General features: G+C 57.1%; 19 protein-coding genes. 10 read left to right on the plus strand and 9 right to left on the minus strand.

Annotated features, from left to right (window positions below):
- Positions 1-289: 289 nt before the first annotated feature.
- Complete coding sequence (locus ACN1C3_RS27700) at positions 290-745, minus strand: MarR family winged helix-turn-helix transcriptional regulator (RefSeq protein ID WP_419118915.1); 456 nt, start codon at positions 743-745, stop codon at positions 290-292.
- Between the two features lie 82 nt (positions 746-827).
- Here ACN1C3_RS27700 and ACN1C3_RS27705 point away from each other — a divergent pair, with 82 nt between their 5' ends.
- Both ACN1C3_RS27705 and ACN1C3_RS27710 read left to right on the plus strand, forming a co-directional pair.
- The gene (locus ACN1C3_RS27705; RefSeq protein WP_419118916.1) at positions 828-1,994 is read left to right on the plus strand and encodes a PLP-dependent aminotransferase family protein; all 1,167 of its coding nucleotides are present in this window, start codon (positions 828-830) and stop codon (positions 1,992-1,994) included.
- An 11-nt stretch (positions 1,995-2,005) separates the two neighbouring features.
- Positions 2,006-2,608 carry a glutathione S-transferase family protein gene (locus ACN1C3_RS27710; protein ID WP_419118917.1) on the plus strand — a complete coding sequence of 201 codons (603 nt, stop codon included), beginning with the start codon at positions 2,006-2,008 and terminating at the stop codon, positions 2,606-2,608.
- A 168-nt stretch (positions 2,609-2,776) separates the two neighbouring features.
- Here the strand turns inward: ACN1C3_RS27710 and ACN1C3_RS27715 are convergent, their stop codons facing one another.
- The 5 genes from ACN1C3_RS27715 to ACN1C3_RS27735 all read right to left on the minus strand — a co-directional run bounded on the left by ACN1C3_RS27715 (position 2,777) and on the right by ACN1C3_RS27735 (position 5,529).
- Positions 2,777-3,148: a glutathione S-transferase N-terminal domain-containing protein gene (locus tag ACN1C3_RS27715; protein ID WP_419118918.1), complete on the minus strand. Its 372-nt coding sequence runs from the start codon at positions 3,146-3,148 to the stop codon at positions 2,777-2,779.
- A gap of 101 nt (positions 3,149-3,249) precedes the next feature.
- Positions 3,250-3,795 (minus strand): GTP cyclohydrolase I FolE, encoded by a 546-nt coding sequence (gene folE, locus ACN1C3_RS27720; RefSeq protein WP_419118919.1) that lies wholly within the window; start codon positions 3,793-3,795, stop codon positions 3,250-3,252.
- Between the two features lie 77 nt (positions 3,796-3,872).
- Entirely contained in the window at positions 3,873-4,430 is a 558-nt protein-coding gene (locus ACN1C3_RS27725) for a Smr/MutS family protein (RefSeq protein WP_419118920.1), read from the minus strand.
- A 76-nt stretch (positions 4,431-4,506) separates the two neighbouring features.
- Complete coding sequence (locus tag ACN1C3_RS27730; protein ID WP_419118921.1) at positions 4,507-4,827, minus strand: hypothetical protein; 321 nt, start codon at positions 4,825-4,827, stop codon at positions 4,507-4,509.
- A 111-nt stretch (positions 4,828-4,938) separates the two neighbouring features.
- Entirely contained in the window at positions 4,939-5,529 is a 591-nt protein-coding gene (locus ACN1C3_RS27735) for a cysteine hydrolase family protein (protein WP_419118922.1), read from the minus strand.
- A gap of 239 nt (positions 5,530-5,768) precedes the next feature.
- Between ACN1C3_RS27735 and prmB the strand changes: the two genes are divergently transcribed.
- Positions 5,769-6,677: a 50S ribosomal protein L3 N(5)-glutamine methyltransferase gene (gene prmB / locus ACN1C3_RS27740; protein WP_419118923.1), complete on the plus strand. Its 909-nt coding sequence runs from the start codon at positions 5,769-5,771 to the stop codon at positions 6,675-6,677.
- Positions 6,678-6,841: 164 nt separating this feature from the next.
- On the opposite strand, the gene ACN1C3_RS27745 is transcribed toward prmB, so the two are convergent.
- A complete protein-coding gene (locus tag ACN1C3_RS27745) occupies positions 6,842-8,236 on the minus strand; it encodes a class II fumarate hydratase (RefSeq protein ID WP_419118924.1) in 1,395 nt (464 codons plus the stop codon).
- A gap of 193 nt (positions 8,237-8,429) precedes the next feature.
- Here ACN1C3_RS27745 and ACN1C3_RS27750 point away from each other — a divergent pair, with 193 nt between their 5' ends.
- The 7 genes from ACN1C3_RS27750 (at position 8,430) to ACN1C3_RS27780 (ending at position 16,267) form a co-directional block, all read left to right on the plus strand.
- The gene (locus tag ACN1C3_RS27750; RefSeq protein ID WP_419118925.1) at positions 8,430-8,954 is read left to right on the plus strand and encodes a DUF2059 domain-containing protein; all 525 of its coding nucleotides are present in this window, start codon (positions 8,430-8,432) and stop codon (positions 8,952-8,954) included.
- A 12-nt stretch (positions 8,955-8,966) separates the two neighbouring features.
- The gene (locus tag ACN1C3_RS27755) at positions 8,967-9,266 is read left to right on the plus strand and encodes a BolA family protein (RefSeq protein ID WP_419118926.1); all 300 of its coding nucleotides are present in this window, start codon (positions 8,967-8,969) and stop codon (positions 9,264-9,266) included.
- A 99-nt stretch (positions 9,267-9,365) separates the two neighbouring features.
- Positions 9,366-10,307 carry a rhodanese-related sulfurtransferase gene (locus tag ACN1C3_RS27760; RefSeq protein WP_419118927.1) on the plus strand — a complete coding sequence of 314 codons (942 nt, stop codon included), beginning with the start codon at positions 9,366-9,368 and terminating at the stop codon, positions 10,305-10,307.
- Between the two features lie 36 nt (positions 10,308-10,343).
- Positions 10,344-10,946, plus strand: coding sequence for a DsbA family protein (locus ACN1C3_RS27765; protein WP_419118962.1), 603 nt, complete (start codon positions 10,344-10,346; stop codon positions 10,944-10,946).
- Positions 10,939-12,765 carry an ABC transporter ATP-binding protein gene (locus ACN1C3_RS27770; RefSeq protein ID WP_419118928.1) on the plus strand — a complete coding sequence of 609 codons (1,827 nt, stop codon included), beginning with the start codon at positions 10,939-10,941 and terminating at the stop codon, positions 12,763-12,765. Before ACN1C3_RS27765 ends, ACN1C3_RS27770 begins: the two co-directional genes overlap by 8 nt.
- 202 nt (positions 12,766-12,967) lie before the next feature.
- Positions 12,968-15,427, plus strand: coding sequence for an EAL domain-containing protein (locus ACN1C3_RS27775; RefSeq protein ID WP_419118929.1), 2,460 nt, complete (start codon positions 12,968-12,970; stop codon positions 15,425-15,427).
- A 78-nt stretch (positions 15,428-15,505) separates the two neighbouring features.
- Positions 15,506-16,267 (plus strand): TenA family transcriptional regulator, encoded by a 762-nt coding sequence (locus ACN1C3_RS27780; RefSeq protein WP_419118963.1) that lies wholly within the window; start codon positions 15,506-15,508, stop codon positions 16,265-16,267.
- Positions 16,268-16,424: 157 nt separating this feature from the next.
- Here the strand turns inward: ACN1C3_RS27780 and ACN1C3_RS27785 are convergent, their stop codons facing one another.
- Together ACN1C3_RS27785 and ACN1C3_RS27790 are read right to left on the minus strand one after the other, a co-directional pair.
- A complete protein-coding gene (locus ACN1C3_RS27785; RefSeq protein WP_419118930.1) occupies positions 16,425-17,351 on the minus strand; it encodes a GGDEF domain-containing protein in 927 nt (308 codons plus the stop codon).
- A 365-nt stretch (positions 17,352-17,716) separates the two neighbouring features.
- Positions 17,717-18,457, minus strand: a complete 741-nt coding sequence (locus tag ACN1C3_RS27790; protein ID WP_419118931.1) for a YciK family oxidoreductase — start codon at positions 18,455-18,457, stop codon at positions 17,717-17,719.
- Positions 18,458-18,505: the final 48 nt, after the last annotated feature.

Consider the following 18,505-nt stretch of genomic DNA (forward strand, 5'->3'; position numbering starts at 1 on the left):
GGCTTGCGGGCTTTTGTTGACCAAAAGGTCAGGAACTCGCACGAAGCGAATTATGCTTTTGTATACAAAAAAAGCAAATAATGTTTTTGATATTGTGTGCGAAAAGGATGAAAGGAAAGGTATATAGGGAGGGAGGGGCGGGTAGAAATTGCTTTTTGTGGCGAGGGAGCTTGCTCCCGCTTGGGTGCGAAGCAGTCGTAAATCGGCTGGCGCGTTCTTTCAGTTGGAAAGGAGGCATCGGTTTTGGGGCGGCTTCGCCACCCAGCGGGAGCAAGCTCCCTCGCCACAGTCAGCGCTCAGGCTTGTCAGATTTGCTGACTTCCCCCAGCGCCTGATTCACCGCCAGCCAGCCATTCACCGCAGTTTCGCCGGCTTCGGCAAATACCCGTTGCAGCAGCTTCACCTGTTCACGCCGCAGCGACTGTTCGAAGCGCGCGCCCTCAGCGGTCAGTTCCAGCAGACGCTTACGCTTGTCTGTCTGCGGCGTAACGCTGTTCACCAAATGCATTTCCACCAACTGACGCAGCGGAATGTTCAACGCCTGCTTGCTCACCCCGAGCACCGTCAGCAGTTCTTTCACGCTGAGGCTGGGGTAGCGGGCGATAAAAAACACGATGCGTTGATGCACCCGGCTCAAGCCGCGCCGGGCGAGCATTTCGTCGGCCTTGGCGGTGAACGCCTGGTAACCGAAGAAAAAGGCTTCCATTGCGGCTTGTTGAGTCATTTGATTTTTAAGGTCAAGCATATTGACGTATCTGCATGAGTCATCGTAATTTCGGTCAAGCAGTTTGACTTACTTTCCCTGGCCTTTGCTACCGGTGACCACCATGGCTTTTTCCGAACGTGTCTCGCGCCTTAAAAGTTCTTTGATTCGTGAAATCCTCGCCGCAGCCCAGCGTCCGGAAGTGATGTCGTTTGCCGGCGGCCTGCCGGCCGAAGCGATGCTGCCCAACATCGAATGGACCGGCATGCCAGTGTCCATGGGCCAATACGGCATGAGCGAAGGCGAGCCAGCACTGCGAGAGGCACTCGCCGCCGAGGCTCGGGCCTTGGGTGTGCCGTGCGAAGCCAGCCAGGTATTAGTGGTCAGCGGATCCCAGCAGACCCTCGATCTGGCCGCCAAGCTGTACATCGACAAAGGCACCGAGATCATGCTCGAAGCGCCGACCTATCTGGCGGCACTGCAAATTTTTCAGTTGTTCGGTGCGGACTGCATTACGGTCCCGCTGGAAGTCGACGGCCCGAATCTGCCGGAGCTGCGCGCCCGCCTGGAAAAACACCACCCAGCGTTCATTTACCTGATCCCGACCTTTCAGAACCCCTCAGCGGTGCGCTACAGCGAGGCCAAGCGTGATGCTGTAGCGGCATTGCTGGACGAGTTCGGCGTGACCCTCATCGAAGACGAGCCATATCGCGAGTTGACCTTCGATGGCGGCAGCGCGACGCCAATCGTCAGTCGTTTGAAGAAGGCCAACTGGATCTACACCGGCACGGTGTCCAAGACCTTGCTCCCCGGTCTACGGGTTGGTTATCTGATCGCCAGCCCGGATCTGTTCCCGCACCTCCTGCGGCTGAAACAGTCGGCCGACCTGCACACCAATCGCGTCGGTCAGTGGCAGGCGATGCAATGGATCGGCACCGAAAAATTTCGCAACCATCTGGCCGAACTGCGCGGCTTTTACCGTGTGCGCCGGGATGCCTTTCAGGCGGCGCTTGAAGAACACTTCGCCGATCTGGCCGATTGGCAGGTGCCCCAAGGCGGGTTGTTTTTCTGGTTGACCTTGAAACAGCCGCTGGACACCCGCACCTTGCTCAAGCCGGCGCTTGCGCAGGACGTGGCGTTCATGCCGGGTGAACCGTTCTTTGCCGACCCGGATCGCAATCCAGGTCACTTGCGGTTGAACTTCAGTCACATCGATCCAGCGCGTCTAGGCGAAGGTCTCAAGCGGCTGGCCGCCGTCGTACGTCAAGCACAGGCTGCGCAGGCAGCTTAAGGGGAGGGGCTATGTACACCGTTTATGGCGATTACCGTTCGGGCAACTGCTACAAGATCAAGCTGATGCTCAATCTACTGGGCCTTGAGTACCAGTGGCAGGCAGTGGACATTTTGAAGGGCGACACCCAGACCGCCGAGTTTCTGGAGAAAAATCCCAACGGCAAGATTCCGGTGCTGGAGTTGGAGGATGGCACTTGCTTGTGGGAGTCGAACGCGATCCTGAACTTTCTGGCCGACGGTAGTGAGTTCCTGCCGAGCGAACCGCGGTTGCGCACTCAAGTCCTGCAATGGCAGTTCTTCGAGCAGTACAGCCACGAGCCATATATTGCGGTAGCGCGGTTTATCCAGCTCTATCTGGGCCTACCGGAAGACCGTCGCCACGAGTATGAAAAGCTGCAAACGCGCGGTTACAAAGCGTTGGACGTAATGGAACATCAGCTCAGCCGCACGCCGTATCTGGTGGGCGAGCAATATTCGATCGCTGATATCGCGTTGTATGCCTACACCCACGTCGCCCATGAGGGTGGCTTTGACCTGAGTCGTTATCCGGGGATTCAGGCTTGGTTGCAGCGTGTGGCCAGTCATCCAAAGCACATCGGGATGCTCGATTGAGCTGACCGCAAAAACAATTAAACCGGCCAATGAGCCGGTTTATTTTTGTCTGGGGTCTGTGTTGCCTGTGCCGGCCTCATCGCGAGCAAGCTCGGCTCCTACAAAAAACACGATCCCTGTAGGAGCGAGCTTGCTCGCGATGGCGTCAGAGAGCGCTATACAAGTTGCTCAGACTGCCGCAAACCGCTTGTCCAGATAATCAATGATCACCTTGGACTCATACATCCAGGTGGTCTGGCCGTTTTCTTCAATGCGCAGGCACGGCACTTTGATCTTGCCACCTTGTTCCAGCAGGGTCTGGCGATCCTGCTCGTTGTTTTTCGCATCACGCAGGGCCACCGGTACATTCAGGCGACGCAGGGTACGACGGGTCTTCACGCAGAACGGGCAGGCGTGGAACTGATACAGGGTCAGGCCCTTGGCTGCCTGCTCGACCTGAGCCTGAGCGGCGCCAGGGCGTTGCTGCTTGCGCGGGCGGGTGATGAAGTCGATGAAGATGATGAGTTGGCCCAGGCCGACTCGAAGCGCTTTAATCAACACGGCAAAAGCCTCATAGGCGAGAAGAAGGGGCGGCAGCTTACCTGATTTTTGCAGGACGAAAAAAAACCGGCGATAAACGCCGGTTTTCTTCAGATACCGTCTTACTTGATCAGGCTGAGAAACTCGCTGCGGGTCGCCGCGTTTTCGCGGAACTCACCAAGCATCACCGACGTAATCATCGACGAATTCTGTTTCTCCACACCGCGCATCATCATGCACATGTGTTTGGCCTCGATGACCACCGCAACGCCTAGAGCGCCGGTCACTTCCTGGACCGCCTCGGCGATCTGCCGGCTGAGGTTTTCCTGGATCTGCAGACGGCGGGCGTACATATCGACGATCCGCGCGACTTTCGACAGGCCAAGCACCTTGCCGTTAGGGATATACGCGACATGTGCCTTGCCGATGAACGGTAGCAGGTGGTGTTCGCACAGCGAGTAGAGCTCGATGTCCTTGACCAACACCATTTCGCTGTTGTCGGAGCTGAACAAGGCACCGTTGGTGACTTCTTCAAGCGTTTGTTCATAACCGCGGCAAAGGTACTGCATGGCCTTGGCGGCACGTTTTGGCGTGTCGAGCAGGCCTTCGCGGGAGACGTCTTCGCCAAGCTGGCCAAGAATCGCGGTGTAATTCTGTTCCAGGGACATGAAACTACCTGTGGGATTTTACGCAAAGAACAAGGGTACGGTGGCGGACACGGCGCTGCAAGCTTGGCGAAACGGCTTTACTCGTCTCGACCTTCCATCATAGTGCGTTTGAGCATCACGTAAACCGCTCCGGCCCCGCCGTGTTTCGGCTGGCACGAGGTGAAACCGAGCACTTGTGAATGCTGGCGCAACCAGGTGTTGACGTGGCTCTTGATCATAGGTCGCTTGCCGTCCAGCCGCACTGCCTTGCCGTGGGTGACGCGTACGCAGCGGATTTCGAATTTGGTCGCTTCAGCGAGAAAGGCCCAGAGGGTTTCCCGGGCTTTTTCCACGCTCATGCCGTGCAGGTCGAGGCTACCTTCAAAAGGAATCTGGCCCACCTTCAGCTTGCGCATCTGGCTTTCCTGAACACCGTCACGGGCCCACATCAACTCGTCTTCCGGACCGACATCGATGACGAATTGATCGGACAAGCCGTCAACGGTGGTCGCATCGGTGCGCACGGTAGCAGCCTGGCGCAGCTTGGCGATTTGCGCACGGTCGGCTTTGGGTTTGCCCGTCTCGGCGCGATCATGTTTGATCGGCTTGACGCCGCGGATCTCGCTTTTGAACAGGGAAAAATCGTCGTCTTGCATGTCAGCCTCCGCGAAGGGCGGCTAGTTTACCCAAGTCGAGACCGATCAGGCATGACAAAACACCACAGCCCTGCACTCAGTCATTTTTTTTCATCAGGTGCGGCGCAATGTTCAACCCGTGGGACTGACGCCGACGGCGACGGCTGCGACGCCATAACGAGATCCCGACGTACAGCAGCAACAGACCAATCACTAGAATCACTGCCGAGCCGGTCGGGCTGGCATTCAGTTCGCCGAGCGCGGGTGGGTGGCCCAACAAGCTGGCGGCGCCGGCCAATGCCAGCAACACACCGAACATCGCCAGCACTGCCGAAAAGGCTGCGCCCAGGCGATAACGCCAGTTACTTGGGCCCTTGGGGCGCAAGCGGCGAGCGTCAAATCCACCGGATATCTTCATTCCGACCTTCCTCAATGGGTATCGGCCCTTCGACCGGGAGATGTCCGGGTTGTTCCGCAAATGGGAGGGTTTTGCGGATGAGCGGCCGGATAGCCGCTGCCCGAAAGTCGATCAGATCAGATCTTTGGTCATCGCGAGGGTCGCGAAGTTGTCCGCCATGATGGCCATTTCAGTCTGCTGCACATGTTCTGCGCTGAGGATGCCGCCTTTGTAAGGCAGATCGCGGGTCGCACAGGCATCTTCCACCAAGGTACAGCGAAAGCCGAGGTTCTTGGCCGCGCGTACGGTGGTACTGACACTGGAATGGCTCATGAAACCGCAGACGATCAGGTCCAGTGAACCGAGGTCCTGCAAGCGCTTTTCCAGTTCAGTGCCATGAAAGGCACTCGGCAGCAGCTTGCCGACGATCGTCTCGTCACCTTGAGGTTCCAGCCCTGGAATGAATTCACCGCGCTCACCCTGAGGATCGAACATGCCACCCACGGTGCCGAGGTGACGCACATGCACGATCGGCCGGCCGGCAGCGCGGGCTGCGGCGACCAGTTGCTTGATGTTTTCGACGGCAGCACCCATGCCGGTCAGGGCTAATGGGCCGCTGAGGTACTCTTTCTGGGCGTCGATGATGACCAGGCTGGCATGGTTCAAATTGGCCGGTGCATAACCACGACCGCTGAGTTGAAACATCGTCTTTGGAACGGACATTCTGGGGCTCCTTTGGGTAGGGCTTTTGCGACATTGTCCTCTGGCTGAGCGTTTCTGTGAATCGCTACCAACGTAGGCTATATGGTTGCTGGCCTACAGCCCTGTCAAGAGGGGGGCTTGCGTTCAACCAAAAGGATAAAAAACAGATGGTTCCTACATTGGGCTAGTGTTTTTCATGCGTCGTCGGACCGCGTTTTGGCTGTTAGAATCGCCAGTCGTTTTTTTAGGAGTTTGCCCCCGTGATCACTTCCCGCCTGCGCACTCTGCGCGACCACATCCGCTGGGCCGTCAGCCGTTTTCATGGGGAAGACTTGTTTTTCGGCCATGGGACTGACAACGCTTGGGACGAAGCCCGTCAGTTGGTGCTTGGCGCGTTGCATCTGCCTTGGGAAATCGCCGACAGCTATCTTGATTGCCGCCTGGAAGAAGACGAACTGGTCAATCTGCAGCGTCTGCTCAAGCGCCGTATCGAGGAGCGAATCCCGACGGCTTACCTGCTGGGTGAAGCATGGTTTTGCGGTATGTCGTTCATCGTCGACGAGCGTGTGTTGATCCCGCGTTCACCGATCGGCGAGCTGATCGAAAAACGTTTCGAACCGTGGTTGGGTACCGAGCCTGCACGCATTCTTGACCTGTGCACTGGCTCTGGCTGTATTGGCATCGCCTGCGCTTATGAATTCCAGAATGCTGAAGTGGTGCTGGCCGACCTGTCGTTTGAAGCGCTGGAAGTCGCCAATCAGAACATCGAGCGCCACGGTGTCGACGAGCGGGTGTACACCGTTCAGGGTGATGGTTTCGATGGTCTGCCGGGCCAGCGCTTCGACTTGATCGTTTCCAACCCGCCGTATGTAGATGCTGAAGATTTCGCCGACATGCCGGATGAATATCAGCATGAGCCAGAGCTGGGCCTGGCGTGCGGTGAGGACGGCTTGAACCTGGTGCGACGCATGCTCAGCGAGGCGGCGGATCACCTGACCGAAAAAGGTTTGCTGATTGTCGAAGTCGGCAACAGCCAGGTGCACGTCGAGGCGTTGTACCCGGAAGTGGATTTCGCCTGGCTGGACTTCGAACGCGGCGGCCATGGCGTGTTCATGCTCAGTGCCGAGCAGTGCCGTCAACATCAGGCGTTGTTTGCTTCACGGGTTTGAGAACGCTGAAAGGGCAACCCCATTTCCACAAGGTTGGCGCAGAACCTGTGGGAGCGGGCTTGCCCGCGAAGAACGATGACGCGCAATGTCTGAAAAACCGCAGTGTTCGTTTCGCGGGCAAGCCCGCTCCCACAGGATCCCACTCGCCACAAATCTCACCTCACTCACCCCTGCTTACCCGCCTCCAGCATATTCTCCGGTCTGACCCAGGCATCGAACTCTGCATCTGTCAGATAACCCAGTTGCAACGCTGCTTCGCGCAGGGTCAGGTTTTCGCCATAGGCTTTCTTGGCGATTTCGGCCGACTTGTCGTAGCCGATATGCGGATTCAATGCCGTCACCAACATCAACCCACGCTCCAGATGGGCCGCCATTTGCACTGGATCAGGTTCCAGCCCGGCGATGCAATGCTGCTGGAAATTGCTGCAGCCATCGCCCAACAGGCGGATCGATTGCAGCAGGTTATGGATGATCACCGGTTTGAACACGTTCAGTTGCAAGTGACCCTGGCTGGCGGCGAAGCCAATCGCCACGTCGTTGCCCAGCACTTGGCAGGCGAGCATCGACAGTGCTTCGCACTGGGTCGGATTAACCTTGCCGGGCATGATCGAGCTACCGGGTTCGTTGGCGGGCAGCTTCACTTCTGCAAAACCGGCTCTTGGGCCAGAGCCCAGCAAGCGCAGGTCATTGGCGATTTTCATCAGGGTCACGGCAAGGGTTTTCAATGCGCCGGACAACGTAGTCAGCGGCTCATGGCCGGCCAGCGCCGCGAACTTATTCGGCGCGGTGACAAACGGCAGGCCGGAGAGAGCAGCCAGTTCGGCGGCAATCGCTTCGCCAAAACCGTGAGGCGAGTTAAGCCCTGTACCCACGGCGGTGCCGCCCTGGGCGAGTTCGCAGACGGCGGGCAAGGCGCTTCTAATCGCCCGCTCGGCATAGTCGAGTTGCGCTACATACGCTGAGAGTTCCTGGCCAAACGTGATCGGTGTCGCGTCCATCATGTGCGTACGGCCGGTCTTGACCAGCTTAATGTACCGCGCAGACAGCTCCGCCAAACCATCGGACAATTCGTTGATTGCGGGCAGCAGATGGTGCTGCACCGCTTGGGCGGCGGCAATGTGCATGGCGGTGGGGAAGCAGTCGTTGGAGCTCTGTGAGCGGTTTACGTGATCGTTGGGGTGCACCGGTGTCTTACCGCCGCGAGGATTGCCGGCCAGTTCGTTGGCGCGTCCGGCGATCACTTCGTTGACGTTCATGTTGCTCTGGGTGCCACTGCCGGTCTGCCAGACCACCAGCGGGAACTGGGCATCGTGCTCGCCATCGAGCACTTCGTCGGCGGCCTGTTCGATCAGGCGGGCGATGTCGGCGGGCAGGTCGCCGTTGCGGTCATTGACCCGTGCAGCGGCTTTCTTGATCAGGGCCAGTGCGTGCAGCACCGCAATTGGCATCCGTTCGTTGCCAATAGCAAAGTTGATCAGCGAGCGTTGCGTCTGAGCGCCCCAGTAGGCTTCATCAGGGACTTCAACCTGGCCAAGGCTGTCGGTTTCGATACGGCTCATCGGTCACACTCCTGTTGGTTTCATTGCGCAGTTTAGGCCGTGATCTGCCACTAGGGTTCCATCAGTCGTTTTTTTTGACCGTTCGACCCTTGCAAATCAGGCGTGGCAGGGCTTGGGGTTGAGTGACAGAGTTTTTTAGGTGCAGAATGGTGCCCCTTGGGGTTTTACCTCGCCAGCTAGAAAAGGAAACTTGATGACTCGTCTTCGTGCCATCTGTACCGCGGTTGTTCTGGTTTGCGCCAGCGGCCAGGTTTTTGCCGATACTGCCAGCCACAACGCCAGTGCCGAAGCCTTCCTGACTCTGGCACACGCCGACAAGCTCGGCACCCCGGTGTACATGCAAGTGCAGCAAATGTTCGCCCAGCGCTTTGAACAAACCAAAGCCCCTGAGTCGAAAAGAGCCCTGCTGGAAACCTACCAAGCCAAGGCTAACGCCGCTCTGGACCAGGCTATTGGCTGGAATAAGCTCAAGCCAGACATGGTCAAGCTCTACACCAGCAACTTCAGCGAATCCGAACTCAAGGACCTGGTAGCGTTCTACCAGTCGCCGCTGGGCAAGAAAGTTCTGGAAAAAATGCCGCAGCTGACTCAGCAATCGGCCCAAATGACTCAGGCCAAGCTGGAAAGTGCAGTACCTGTAGTCAACAAGCTGCTGGCCGACATGACCGCCGAGCTTGAGCCAAAAGCTGCAGCAGCACCGGCCAAGAAAAAGCCTTAAGCGGAGTCAGGAATGACCATGCAACAACGTATCGAATCGGCGCTGAGCGCATTACAGCCCGAGCATCTGCAAGTACTGGATGAAAGCCATATGCACAGTCGTGGGCTGCAAACCCACTTCAAGGCGGTGCTGGTCAGTGAACAGTTTGCCGGGCTTAACAGCGTCAAGCGTCACCAGAAGGTTTACGCCACTCTCGGCGACCTGATGAGTGAGTTCCATGCGTTGGCGCTGCATACCTACACGCCTGAAGAATGGGCGAAGATCGGCGCAGCTCCGGCATCGCCGACCTGCGCTGGCGGGAGCAAGCACTAGCTTCGGCTTTTTGCTAGAATCCGCAACGCGCCGCTTAGTCGGCGCGTTTTTTTTGCATCCGGTTCACCCTTTACGAGGGTAGCCACCTGGAGATTACCCATGGCACAAAACATTGTCGTGGCGGCACTGTATAAGTTCGTCACCCTTGAAGATTACGTCGCCCTGCGCGAACCCCTGCTGCAGGCGATGGTCGATAACGGCATCAAAGGCACCTTGCTGATCGCTGAAGAAGGCATCAACGGCACCGTTTCCGGTAGCCGTGAAGGCATCGACGGGCTGATGGCCTGGTTGAAGAACGATCCGCGCATGGACGACATCGATCACAAAGAGTCGTACTGCGAAGATCAGCCGTTCTATCGGACCAAGGTCAAACTGAAGAAAGAGATCGTCACCCTCGGCGTTGACGGCGTCGACCCGAACAAACAGGTCGGTACTTATGTCGATCCGAAAAACTGGAACGCCCTGATCAGCGATCCGGAAGTGCTGTTGATCGATACCCGCAACGACTATGAAGTCTCTATCGGCACCTTCGAAGGCGCCATCGATCCGAAAACCACCAGTTTTCGCGAATTTCCCGACTACATCAAAGCTAACTTTGATCCAGCCAAGCACAAGAAAGTCGCCATGTTCTGCACCGGCGGGATTCGCTGCGAGAAGGCTTCGAGCTTCATGCTCAGCCAGGGCTTCGATGAAGTGTTTCACCTCAAGGGCGGCATTCTGAAGTACCTCGAAGAGGTGCCGCAGGAAGAAAGCCAGTGGCGCGGCGACTGCTTCGTCTTCGACAACCGGGTCACCGTGCGTCACGACCTGAGTGAAGGCGACTACGATCAGTGTCATGCCTGTCGTACACCCATCAGTGTCGAAGACCGCACCTGCGAGCACTATGTGGCGGGCATCAGTTGCCCCCATTGCTGGGATAAGCTGAGCGAGAAAACCCGGCGCAGCGCTATCGATCGGCAGAAGCAGATCGAACTGGCCAAGGCGCGCAACATGCCGCACCCGATCGGTTACAACTACAAGCAATCATCTTCCGAGGCTTGAACCATGTCCGCACGCCTGCTCTATGTTATGGACCCGATGTGTTCCTGGTGCTGGGGCTTCGCTCCGGTAGCCGAGGCCCTGGTAGAGCAGGCACACGCCGCAGGTGTTGAGTTGCATCTGGTGGTCGGCGGGTTGAGGACTGGCAGTGGTGCGGCGCTGGAGCCGACCACGCGGCGTTACATCCTTGAGCATTGGCAGGCAGTCACCGAGGCCACTGGCCAGCCGTTCAAGCTCGAGGGCGCATTGCCCGAAGGTTTTGTCTACGACACCGAACCGGCCTGCCGGGCGGTGGTGACCGCGCGCAGCCTGGCACCGGATTGCGCCTGGAAACTGCTCAAGCTGATTCAACACGCCTTCTATGCCGAAGGTCGCGACGTCACCCATGCCAGTGTGTTGGTGGAACTGGCAGAGGCCGCGGGCTTGCCGCGTATCGAGTTTGCTGCCGCCTTCGACCGCGCCGAGCAGCACGCGGCCACAGCCGCGGATTTCACTTGGGTGCAGGACTTGGGGATCGCCGGTTTCCCGACCTTGCTCGCCGAGCGCGATGGTCAATTGGCGCTGCTGACCAATGGCTACCAGCCGCTTAACGAACTGTCTCCATTGCTCGGTCGTTGGCTGGAGCGTGCCGCCTGTGCATGATCAGTTTGATGGTGCGGAGCAACCCAGGCGAATCGATCGGCTGAGTTGGGCGGAAATTCGTCGTTTGGCGTTACGTCACAAAAAAGCCCTGTGGATTGCTAACGGCGTAGCAGTATTGGCGACACTGTGCAGCGTGCCGATCCCCTTGCTGTTGCCTTTGTTGGTGGACGAAGTGCTGCTCGGGCATGGCGATGCCGCGCTGAAAGTCATGAATCACGCGCTACCCACAGGCTGGCAAAGCGCCGCCGGCTACATCAGTCTGATGTTGCTGATCACCCTGACGCTGCGCTGCGGCGCTTTACTGTTCAACGTGCTGCAGGCGCGATTGTTCGCAGGCTTGGCCAAAGACATCGTCTACCGCATTCGCGTCAGGCTGATCGAGCGACTCAAGCGCATATCCCTCGGCGAATACGAAAGTCTGGGCAGCGGTACGGTGACCACGCATCTGGTGACCGACCTGGACACTCTCGATAAATTTGTCGGTGAAACCCTCAGTCGTTTTCTGGTGGCCATGCTGACGTTGGTCGGGACCGCGGGCATTCTGGTCTGGATGCACTGGAAACTGGCGTTGTTGATTCTGTTGTTCAATCCGCTGGTGATTTACGCCACGGTGCAATTGGGCAAACGAGTCAAACACCTGAAAAAACTGGAGAACGACAGCACTTCACGGTTCACCCAGGCGCTGACCGAAACCCTCGATGCTATTCAGGAAGTCCGTGCGGGTAACCGCCAGGGCTTTTTCCTCGGACGTTTGGGGCTGCGGGCGCAGGAAGTTCGCGATTATGCGGTGAACTCGCAATGGAAGACCGACGCCTCCAGCCGGGCGAGTGGTTTGCTGTTCCAGTTTGGTATCGACATCTTTCGCGCGGCCGCCATGCTCACCGTGCTGTTTTCTGATCTGTCCATCGGCCAAATGTTGGCGGTGTTCAGCTATCTCTGGTTCATGATCGGTCCGGTCGAGCAGTTGCTCAATTTGCAATACGCCTACTACGCAGCGGGTGGGGCGTTGGCGCGGATCAATGAGTTGTTATCGCGCGCCGATGAGCCGCAATACCCCGGTGGTGATAACCCTTTTCAGGGCCGTGAGACGGTGGGGATCGAGGTTCGTGGCTTGAGCTTCGGTTACGGTGATGAGTTGGTCCTGAATCAGATGAACCTGTCCATCGCTCCCGGCGAAAAAGTGGCGATCGTCGGTGCCAGTGGCGGTGGCAAAAGTACCCTGGTGCAATTGCTTTTGGGGCTCTACACGCCGCAATCGGGCAGTATCCGTTTCGGCGGTTCGACCCAACAGGAAATCGGCCTGGAAACCGTGCGCGAGCATGTTGCAGTCGTGCTGCAGCACCCGGCGCTGTTCAACGATACGGTGCGGGCCAACCTGACCATGGGGCGTTTACGCAGTGATGAGGCCTGCTGGCAGGCGCTGGAAATTGCCCAGCTGGATGCCACGATCAAAGCCTTGCCGCAAGGATTGGAAAGTATTGTCGGGCGTTCCGGGGTGCGCCTTTCTGGTGGTCAGCGACAGCGTCTGGCTATAGCGCGGATGGTCCTGGCCGAACCCAAGGTGGTGATACTCGACGAGGCTACCTCGGCACTGGACGCTGCTACCGAGTACAACCTGCATCAGGCGTTGGCGCGCTTTCTGAACGGTCGGACAACATTGATCATTGCTCACCGCCTGTCTGCGGTAAAACAGGCTGATCGGGTACTCGTGTTTGATGGCGGGCAGATTGCCGAAGATGGCGACCATCAACAGCTAATTGCCGACGGCGGTCTGTATGCCAAGCTTTACGGTCATTTGCAGCAGGTACAGCGACCTTGAAAATCGTCCGATTTTCTGTGCTTAGTGCTTGAATTTATTGGTGAAAATGTTGCTTTTGCGCTGCTGATCTTTTGCGTCGCAACTCAATCGATTTTGAACATGGGATCCAAACGTTCGAATTGTCGAAAATTAGCCTAGTCTGTGCTGTTAGGGGCAAAACTCACTCGAGTGTTCATCTGGCAGTGCTTATGCAAGGGACGTCATGAAGCAAAAGCGGACTCTCGGAACGCCACGGTTGTTGGGCATCGTCTGGCCATTTATTGCCGTTGTGTTATTTCAGGCATTGCTGGGTGGCGTCAGCCTGTACGTTCTATCGGCGGTGCGCGGCTATGTTGCAGGTGAAAGTCTGTGGTCCAAGGGCCAAAAAGACGCTATCTATTACCTCAATCTGTATGCCGACAGTCGCGACGAAATCATTTTTCTCAAATACCAGAATGCCATTGCCGTACCGCAAGGTGGGCATGAGCTGCGTATCGCTCTGGATCATCGGCCCCCGGATCTTGAGGCTGCGCGTCTGAGTATCCTCAAAGGAGGAAACCATCCGGATGACGTCCCCAGCCTGATCTGGTTGTACCTGAACTTTCGTCATTTCAGTTACCTGGAAAAAGCCATCGATCTGTGGACCGTGGGCGATGGCTACCTGGTGCAACTGGATACGATCGCTCGGGAGATGCACCAGGGCATTTCCAGTAATCTGGCGACGAGTGGCGATATTCAACGCTGGAAAGCCCAAATATTTGCCATCAACGATAGCGTGACACCTGCCGCCAAAGCCTTTAGCGATGCATTGGGCGAAGGGTCGCGGGTCATTTTGAGATTGTTGCTGATTACCAACCTGGCTACTGCTCTGGGACTGATTGCCTTGGCGCTGCTGCGGACCCACAAGCTTCTGAAGCAACGTCATGCATTTGCCAATGCCTTACAGCTGGAAAAAGAGCGAGCGCAAATCACCCTGCAATCTATTGGTGATGGCGTCATCACCACGGATGTCGAGGGCGCGATCGCCTATATGAACCCGGCGGCTGAAGAGCTGACGCACTGGAAAGCCGAGCAGGCCAACGGTCTGCCATTGGCGGCGTTATTCAATCTTTTGGATGAAAACGCTCAGACTGATGGTTTTACCCTGATCGAGCACATTCTGAGCGGTCAACTCAGTGGCGGCAGCGAGCACTCCAAACTGATTCAGCGCCTGGATGGCAGCACGGTGTCGGTCACTTTGGTCGGATCGCCGATCCAGAACGCCGGTAAAGTCAGTGGCACGGTGCTGGTGCTGCACGACATGACTCAGGAGCGGCAGTACATCGCTAACCTGTCATGGCAGGCGACCCACGATGCACTGACGGGCCTGGCCAATCGCCGCGAATTCGAATATCGCCTCGAGCAAGCCCTGCATAATCTGACCCGTCAGCCGGGTCGGCACGCGGTCATGTTTCTCGATCTCGATCAGTTCAAGTTAGTTAATGACACGTGTGGCCATGCGGCGGGCGACGAACTACTACGGCATATCTGTGCCTTGTTGCAATCAGGCTTGCGCGAAGGCGATACCCTGGCCCGGTTGGGTGGGGATGAGTTTGGCATCCTGCTTGAAAACTGCCCGCCGGACGCCGCGGAGAAGATCGCCGAAGGGTTGCGCCAGACCGTGCAGAACCTCCATTTCGTGTGGAAGGGCCGGCCTTTTGTGACCACCGTCAGTATCGGCCTGGTGCACGTCTCCCAAGTACCCACCACCCTTGAAGCGTCATTACGTGCTGCTGACATGGCCTGTTATATGGCGAAGGAGAAAGGGCGTAATCGGGTACAGGTCTACCATGCCGACGATTCGGAGTTGTCCCTGCGCTTTGGCGAGATGGTGTGGGTGCAGCGACTGCATATGGCACTGGAGGAAAACCGCTTCTGTTTATATTCCCAGGAAATCGCTGCATTGGGTCAGACGGAGCGCGGGGGTGGGCATATCGAAATATTACTTCGATTGCATGACGAAGCAGGGCGAATGATTCTGCCCAACAGCTTTATTCCCGCCGCCGAACGATACGGACTGATGACATCACTAGATCGTTGGGTGGTGCAGAACGTATTCAAGATCATCGCTCAATGTATTGCCCAGGGGCGAGAAGGGCCGATGGCCATGTGTGCGATAAATCTGTCAGGTATTACTATCGGAGATGATGACTTCCTGGACTTCCTGCGTGAGCAGTTCATTTCCTACGCCATCCCTCCTGAAATGATTTGTTTTGAAATCACAGAAACCAGTGCGATTTCCAATTTGGGGAGTGCAATTAGATTTATTAATGAACTCAAGGGCTTGGGGTGTCATTTCTCGCTGGATGACTTTTGTGCGGGTATGTCCTCGTTCGCATATCTAAAACATTTACCTGTAGACTTCTTGAAGATCGACGGAAGTTTCGTAAAGGATATGCTGGACGACCCGATTAACCGCGCCATGGTCGAAGTGATCAACCACATCGGTCATGTCATGGGTAAGCGCACGATTGCCGAGTTTGTTGAGACGCCTCAGATTGAGCAAGCCTTGCTGGAAATCGGTGTGGATTACGCTCAGGGGTACATTATTGAACGCCCGCAATTGTTTACCTGTGACAGCCTGCAGTGTCGACCCGCGCGACCACAGCCTTTGTTATTCAAGGCGCCCGGCACATTCCGTTGAAATCTCTTGCTGATCAGTACAATCACAATCAAAAGGAGCTCGACAGTGATCGACACATTCAACAGAACCGGCCCGCTTATGGAAGCCGCAAGTTACCCCACCTGGGCACAGAAGTTGATCCAGGATTGCAGCGAGAGCAAGCGCCGTGTGGTCGAGCACGAACTGTATCAGCGCATGCGTGATAACAAACTCAGCGCAAAAACCATGCGTCAGTACCTGATCGGTGGCTGGCCTGTTGTTGAGCAGTTTGCGTTGTACATGGCACAAAACCTGACTAAAACCCGCTTTGCACGTCACCCCGGCGAAGACATGGCGCGCCGCTGGCTGATGCGTAACATTCGTGTAGAACTCAATCACGCCGATTATTGGGTGCACTGGAGTCGTGCGCACGGCGTCAGCCTGGAAGATTTGCAGGCGCAACAAGTAGCCCCGGAGCTTCATGCCCTGAGCCATTGGTGCTGGCACACCAGTTCGGCTGATTCGCTGATCGTGGCGATTGCCGCGACCAACTATGCAATCGAGGGCGCTACCGGCGAGTGGTCAGCGTTGGTCTGCTCCAATGGTATGTATGCGGCGGCGTTCTCGGAGGAAGACCGCAAACGCGCAATGAAATGGTTGAAAATGCATGCCCAGTACGATGATGCTCATCCATGGGAAGCGCTGGAAATCATCTGCGCGCTGGCGGGTACGAACCCAAGCAAATCGCTGCAAGTCGAGTTGCGCCAAGCCGTTTGCAAGAGCTACGACTACATGTTCCTGTTCCTGGAACGGTGCATGCAGCTGGAACAGTCGGAAAGGGCGCCGGTAACTCGTGAGCGCAAGGTGCTGGTCGAGAGTTGACCTGTAGGAGCTGGCGCAGCCTGCGATCTTTTGATCTTGATCTTCGACGATTTTCAAAATCGCAAAAAGATCGCAGGCTGCGCCAGCTCCTACGCCGATTGGGTACAGCCGTGATTGATCGGGCGTACGCAGTCCTCTGTAGATACCGTCTGAAGCTTCAACCCGCCATCGCCAGCCGATTGCGGCCTTCGCGTTTCGCCACATACAAGGCGCTGTCTGCTCGGCGCAACAGGCTTTCGACTGACTCACCGGGTAACAGGGTAGAGCAGCCGAGGCTTACTGTCAGTTCGACAAGCGTGTCATCCGCCCTATATTCCTGAGCCTGCGTCGCATGGCGCAGCCGCTCGCCGACCATGGCAGCGGCCTCTCGGCTCGTGTTGGAGAGCAGGATCAAAAACTCCTCACCGCCATAGCGAAACACCATGTCGATGTTGCGCAGTTGGCCCTTGATCGAAGCGGCTACGGCCTTGAGGACTTCGTCGCCGGCACTGTGGCCGTGGTTGTCGTTGATGCTCTTGAAGTGGTCGATATCCAGCATCAGCAGCGACAGCGGCTGCAGGTGTCGGTGGGCCATATCAATTTCTCGCTGCAGCGTCTGATCCATGGCGATGCGGTTGCCGGTGTCCGTCAGTGGGTCGCGCAGCGCGCTACGGGTGGCCGCCCGGTATAGCAGGGCATTACGTATCGGAAAGAGCAGGGAGGATAGCAGGGACTCCAGATTCCCCAGCTCCTGTTCGCTAAAGCGTTGATTGCGTCGAAACACCAGTTCGCCCAAGTGCTCGCCTTCATGGCTGAGGCTGTAGCTCACGGAATGGTGCCCACGTTCACCGAACTCCAGGCGTAAATCGTTGGCCTGATGCTGATAGTGCAAGGCATCTAGCGGAACGAGTCGCTGAATTTCGCGGAAGAACAATCCCAGGATGCGCTGGGGCTCAAGACTGGTTTGCAACTGCAGGGCGAGTTGCTGGCGCAATTGCGCAAGGCTGATGGGGCGATGCAGGAGGGGCGATTGCTGACCAAAGCCCAGGCGTTGCAATTTGGCGCTATCAAAGTCAATTGCGTTGGTCTGGGTAGGAGATTTCATCGGCGTTAGCCCCTAAGCACGTAATGCTGTCTTACAGGCTGGGTGAGAGCGGCTGCGGGCTGCGCGTCATACTGGTCCATCAGTCCCGTAGGACAATTGACCACAGTCTAGTCTGCTTTACCGATCGTTATAAGCCCCGGCTCAGGCAATGCCCGCTGCGCTAACACGCGGCGTGTCTGAGACGTGTTAGAGCGAAAGTCGTGCCATTCGGTTCAGCTAAATAAAATTCGTTTAAATTCAGATGGTTGGTTGATAAAGGTATCAGGATGCAGGGGCGCGGTGACATTTGTTTGGCATCAGTAGCGGACATGATGACCTTATTGCAGGCGCCGCGACGGTATTCTGTCGCGGCGATTTGTAGGGGGTTACTGAGCGTCGAAAGCCTGACCGTTGATGCCGCTGCTGTCCGGACCCATCAAGTACAGATAGACCGGCATAATTTCATCAGGCGTTGGATTGTTGCTCGGGTTTTCGCCCGGGTATGCCTGAGCCCGCATGCTGGTGCGAGTGGCTCCAGGGTTGATGCTGTTGGCGCGTACCGGCGCGACCGTGTCCAGTTCGTCGGCCAGGGTTTGCATCAGGCCTTCGGTCGCAAACTTCGAGACCCCATAGGCGCCCCAGTAGGCGCGACCTTTGCGTCCGACACTGCTCGAGGTGAACACTACTGATGCGTCCTGGGATAGCTTGAGCAGCGGCAGCATGGTGCTGGTCAGCATGAACATGGCGTTGACGTTGACGTGCATCACACGCATGAAGTTCTCGCCGGACAGCTGCTCCAGCGGGGTGCGTGGGCCAATGATAGAGGCGTTGTGCAGCAAACCATCGAGATGCCCGAACTCGGTTTCGACCATCGCCGCCAGTTCGTCGTACTGATGCGGCAGCGCGGTTTCCAGGTTGAACGGAATGACGGCCGGTTGTGGGTGACCGGCTGCTTCGATTTCGTCATAAACCTGGGTCAGATTGGCTTCGGTCTTGCCCAGCAACAGCACGGTCGCACCATGCGCGGCAAAGGTTTTCGCAGCGGCTGCACCGATACCGCGGCCGGCACCAGTGACCAGGATGACCCGGTCTTTGAGCAAGTCAGGGCGGGCGGAGTAATCAAACATAAAAAACCTCAACAAAAGTTAGATCGTTCTCACGCTCTGCGTGGGAAT

Source organism: Pseudomonas sp. H11T01, from assembly GCF_048515765.1.
Lineage (GTDB): Bacteria > Pseudomonadota > Gammaproteobacteria > Pseudomonadales > Pseudomonadaceae > Aquipseudomonas.

Coding starts and splice junctions, on each gene's coding strand:
- ACN1C3_RS27790 (WP_419118931.1), bottom strand. CDS start 18,457: ATGTTTGATTACTCCGCCCGCCCTGACTTGCTCAAAGACCGGGTCATC.
- ACN1C3_RS27760 (WP_419118927.1), top strand. CDS start 9,366: ATGGCACAAAACATTGTCGTGGCGGCACTGTATAAGTTCGTCACCCTT.
- ACN1C3_RS27775 (WP_419118929.1), top strand. CDS start 12,968: ATGAAGCAAAAGCGGACTCTCGGAACGCCACGGTTGTTGGGCATCGTC.
- ACN1C3_RS27750 (WP_419118925.1), top strand. CDS start 8,430: ATGACTCGTCTTCGTGCCATCTGTACCGCGGTTGTTCTGGTTTGCGCC.
- ACN1C3_RS27755 (WP_419118926.1), top strand. CDS start 8,967: ATGACCATGCAACAACGTATCGAATCGGCGCTGAGCGCATTACAGCCC.
- ACN1C3_RS27745 (WP_419118924.1), bottom strand. CDS start 8,236: ATGAGCCGTATCGAAACCGACAGCCTTGGCCAGGTTGAAGTCCCTGAT.
- ACN1C3_RS27785 (WP_419118930.1), bottom strand. CDS start 17,351: ATGAAATCTCCTACCCAGACCAACGCAATTGACTTTGATAGCGCCAAA.
- ACN1C3_RS27735 (WP_419118922.1), bottom strand. CDS start 5,529: ATGTCCGTTCCAAAGACGATGTTTCAACTCAGCGGTCGTGGTTATGCA.
- ACN1C3_RS27710 (WP_419118917.1), top strand. CDS start 2,006: ATGTACACCGTTTATGGCGATTACCGTTCGGGCAACTGCTACAAGATC.
- ACN1C3_RS27730 (WP_419118921.1), bottom strand. CDS start 4,827: ATGAAGATATCCGGTGGATTTGACGCTCGCCGCTTGCGCCCCAAGGGC.
- folE (WP_419118919.1), bottom strand. CDS start 3,795: ATGTCCCTGGAACAGAATTACACCGCGATTCTTGGCCAGCTTGGCGAA.
- ACN1C3_RS27700 (WP_419118915.1), bottom strand. CDS start 745: ATGCTTGACCTTAAAAATCAAATGACTCAACAAGCCGCAATGGAAGCC.
- ACN1C3_RS27780 (WP_419118963.1), top strand. CDS start 15,506: ATGGAAGCCGCAAGTTACCCCACCTGGGCACAGAAGTTGATCCAGGAT.
- ACN1C3_RS27705 (WP_419118916.1), top strand. CDS start 828: ATGGCTTTTTCCGAACGTGTCTCGCGCCTTAAAAGTTCTTTGATTCGT.
- ACN1C3_RS27725 (WP_419118920.1), bottom strand. CDS start 4,430: ATGCAAGACGACGATTTTTCCCTGTTCAAAAGCGAGATCCGCGGCGTC.
- ACN1C3_RS27765 (WP_419118962.1), top strand. CDS start 10,344: ATGTGTTCCTGGTGCTGGGGCTTCGCTCCGGTAGCCGAGGCCCTGGTA.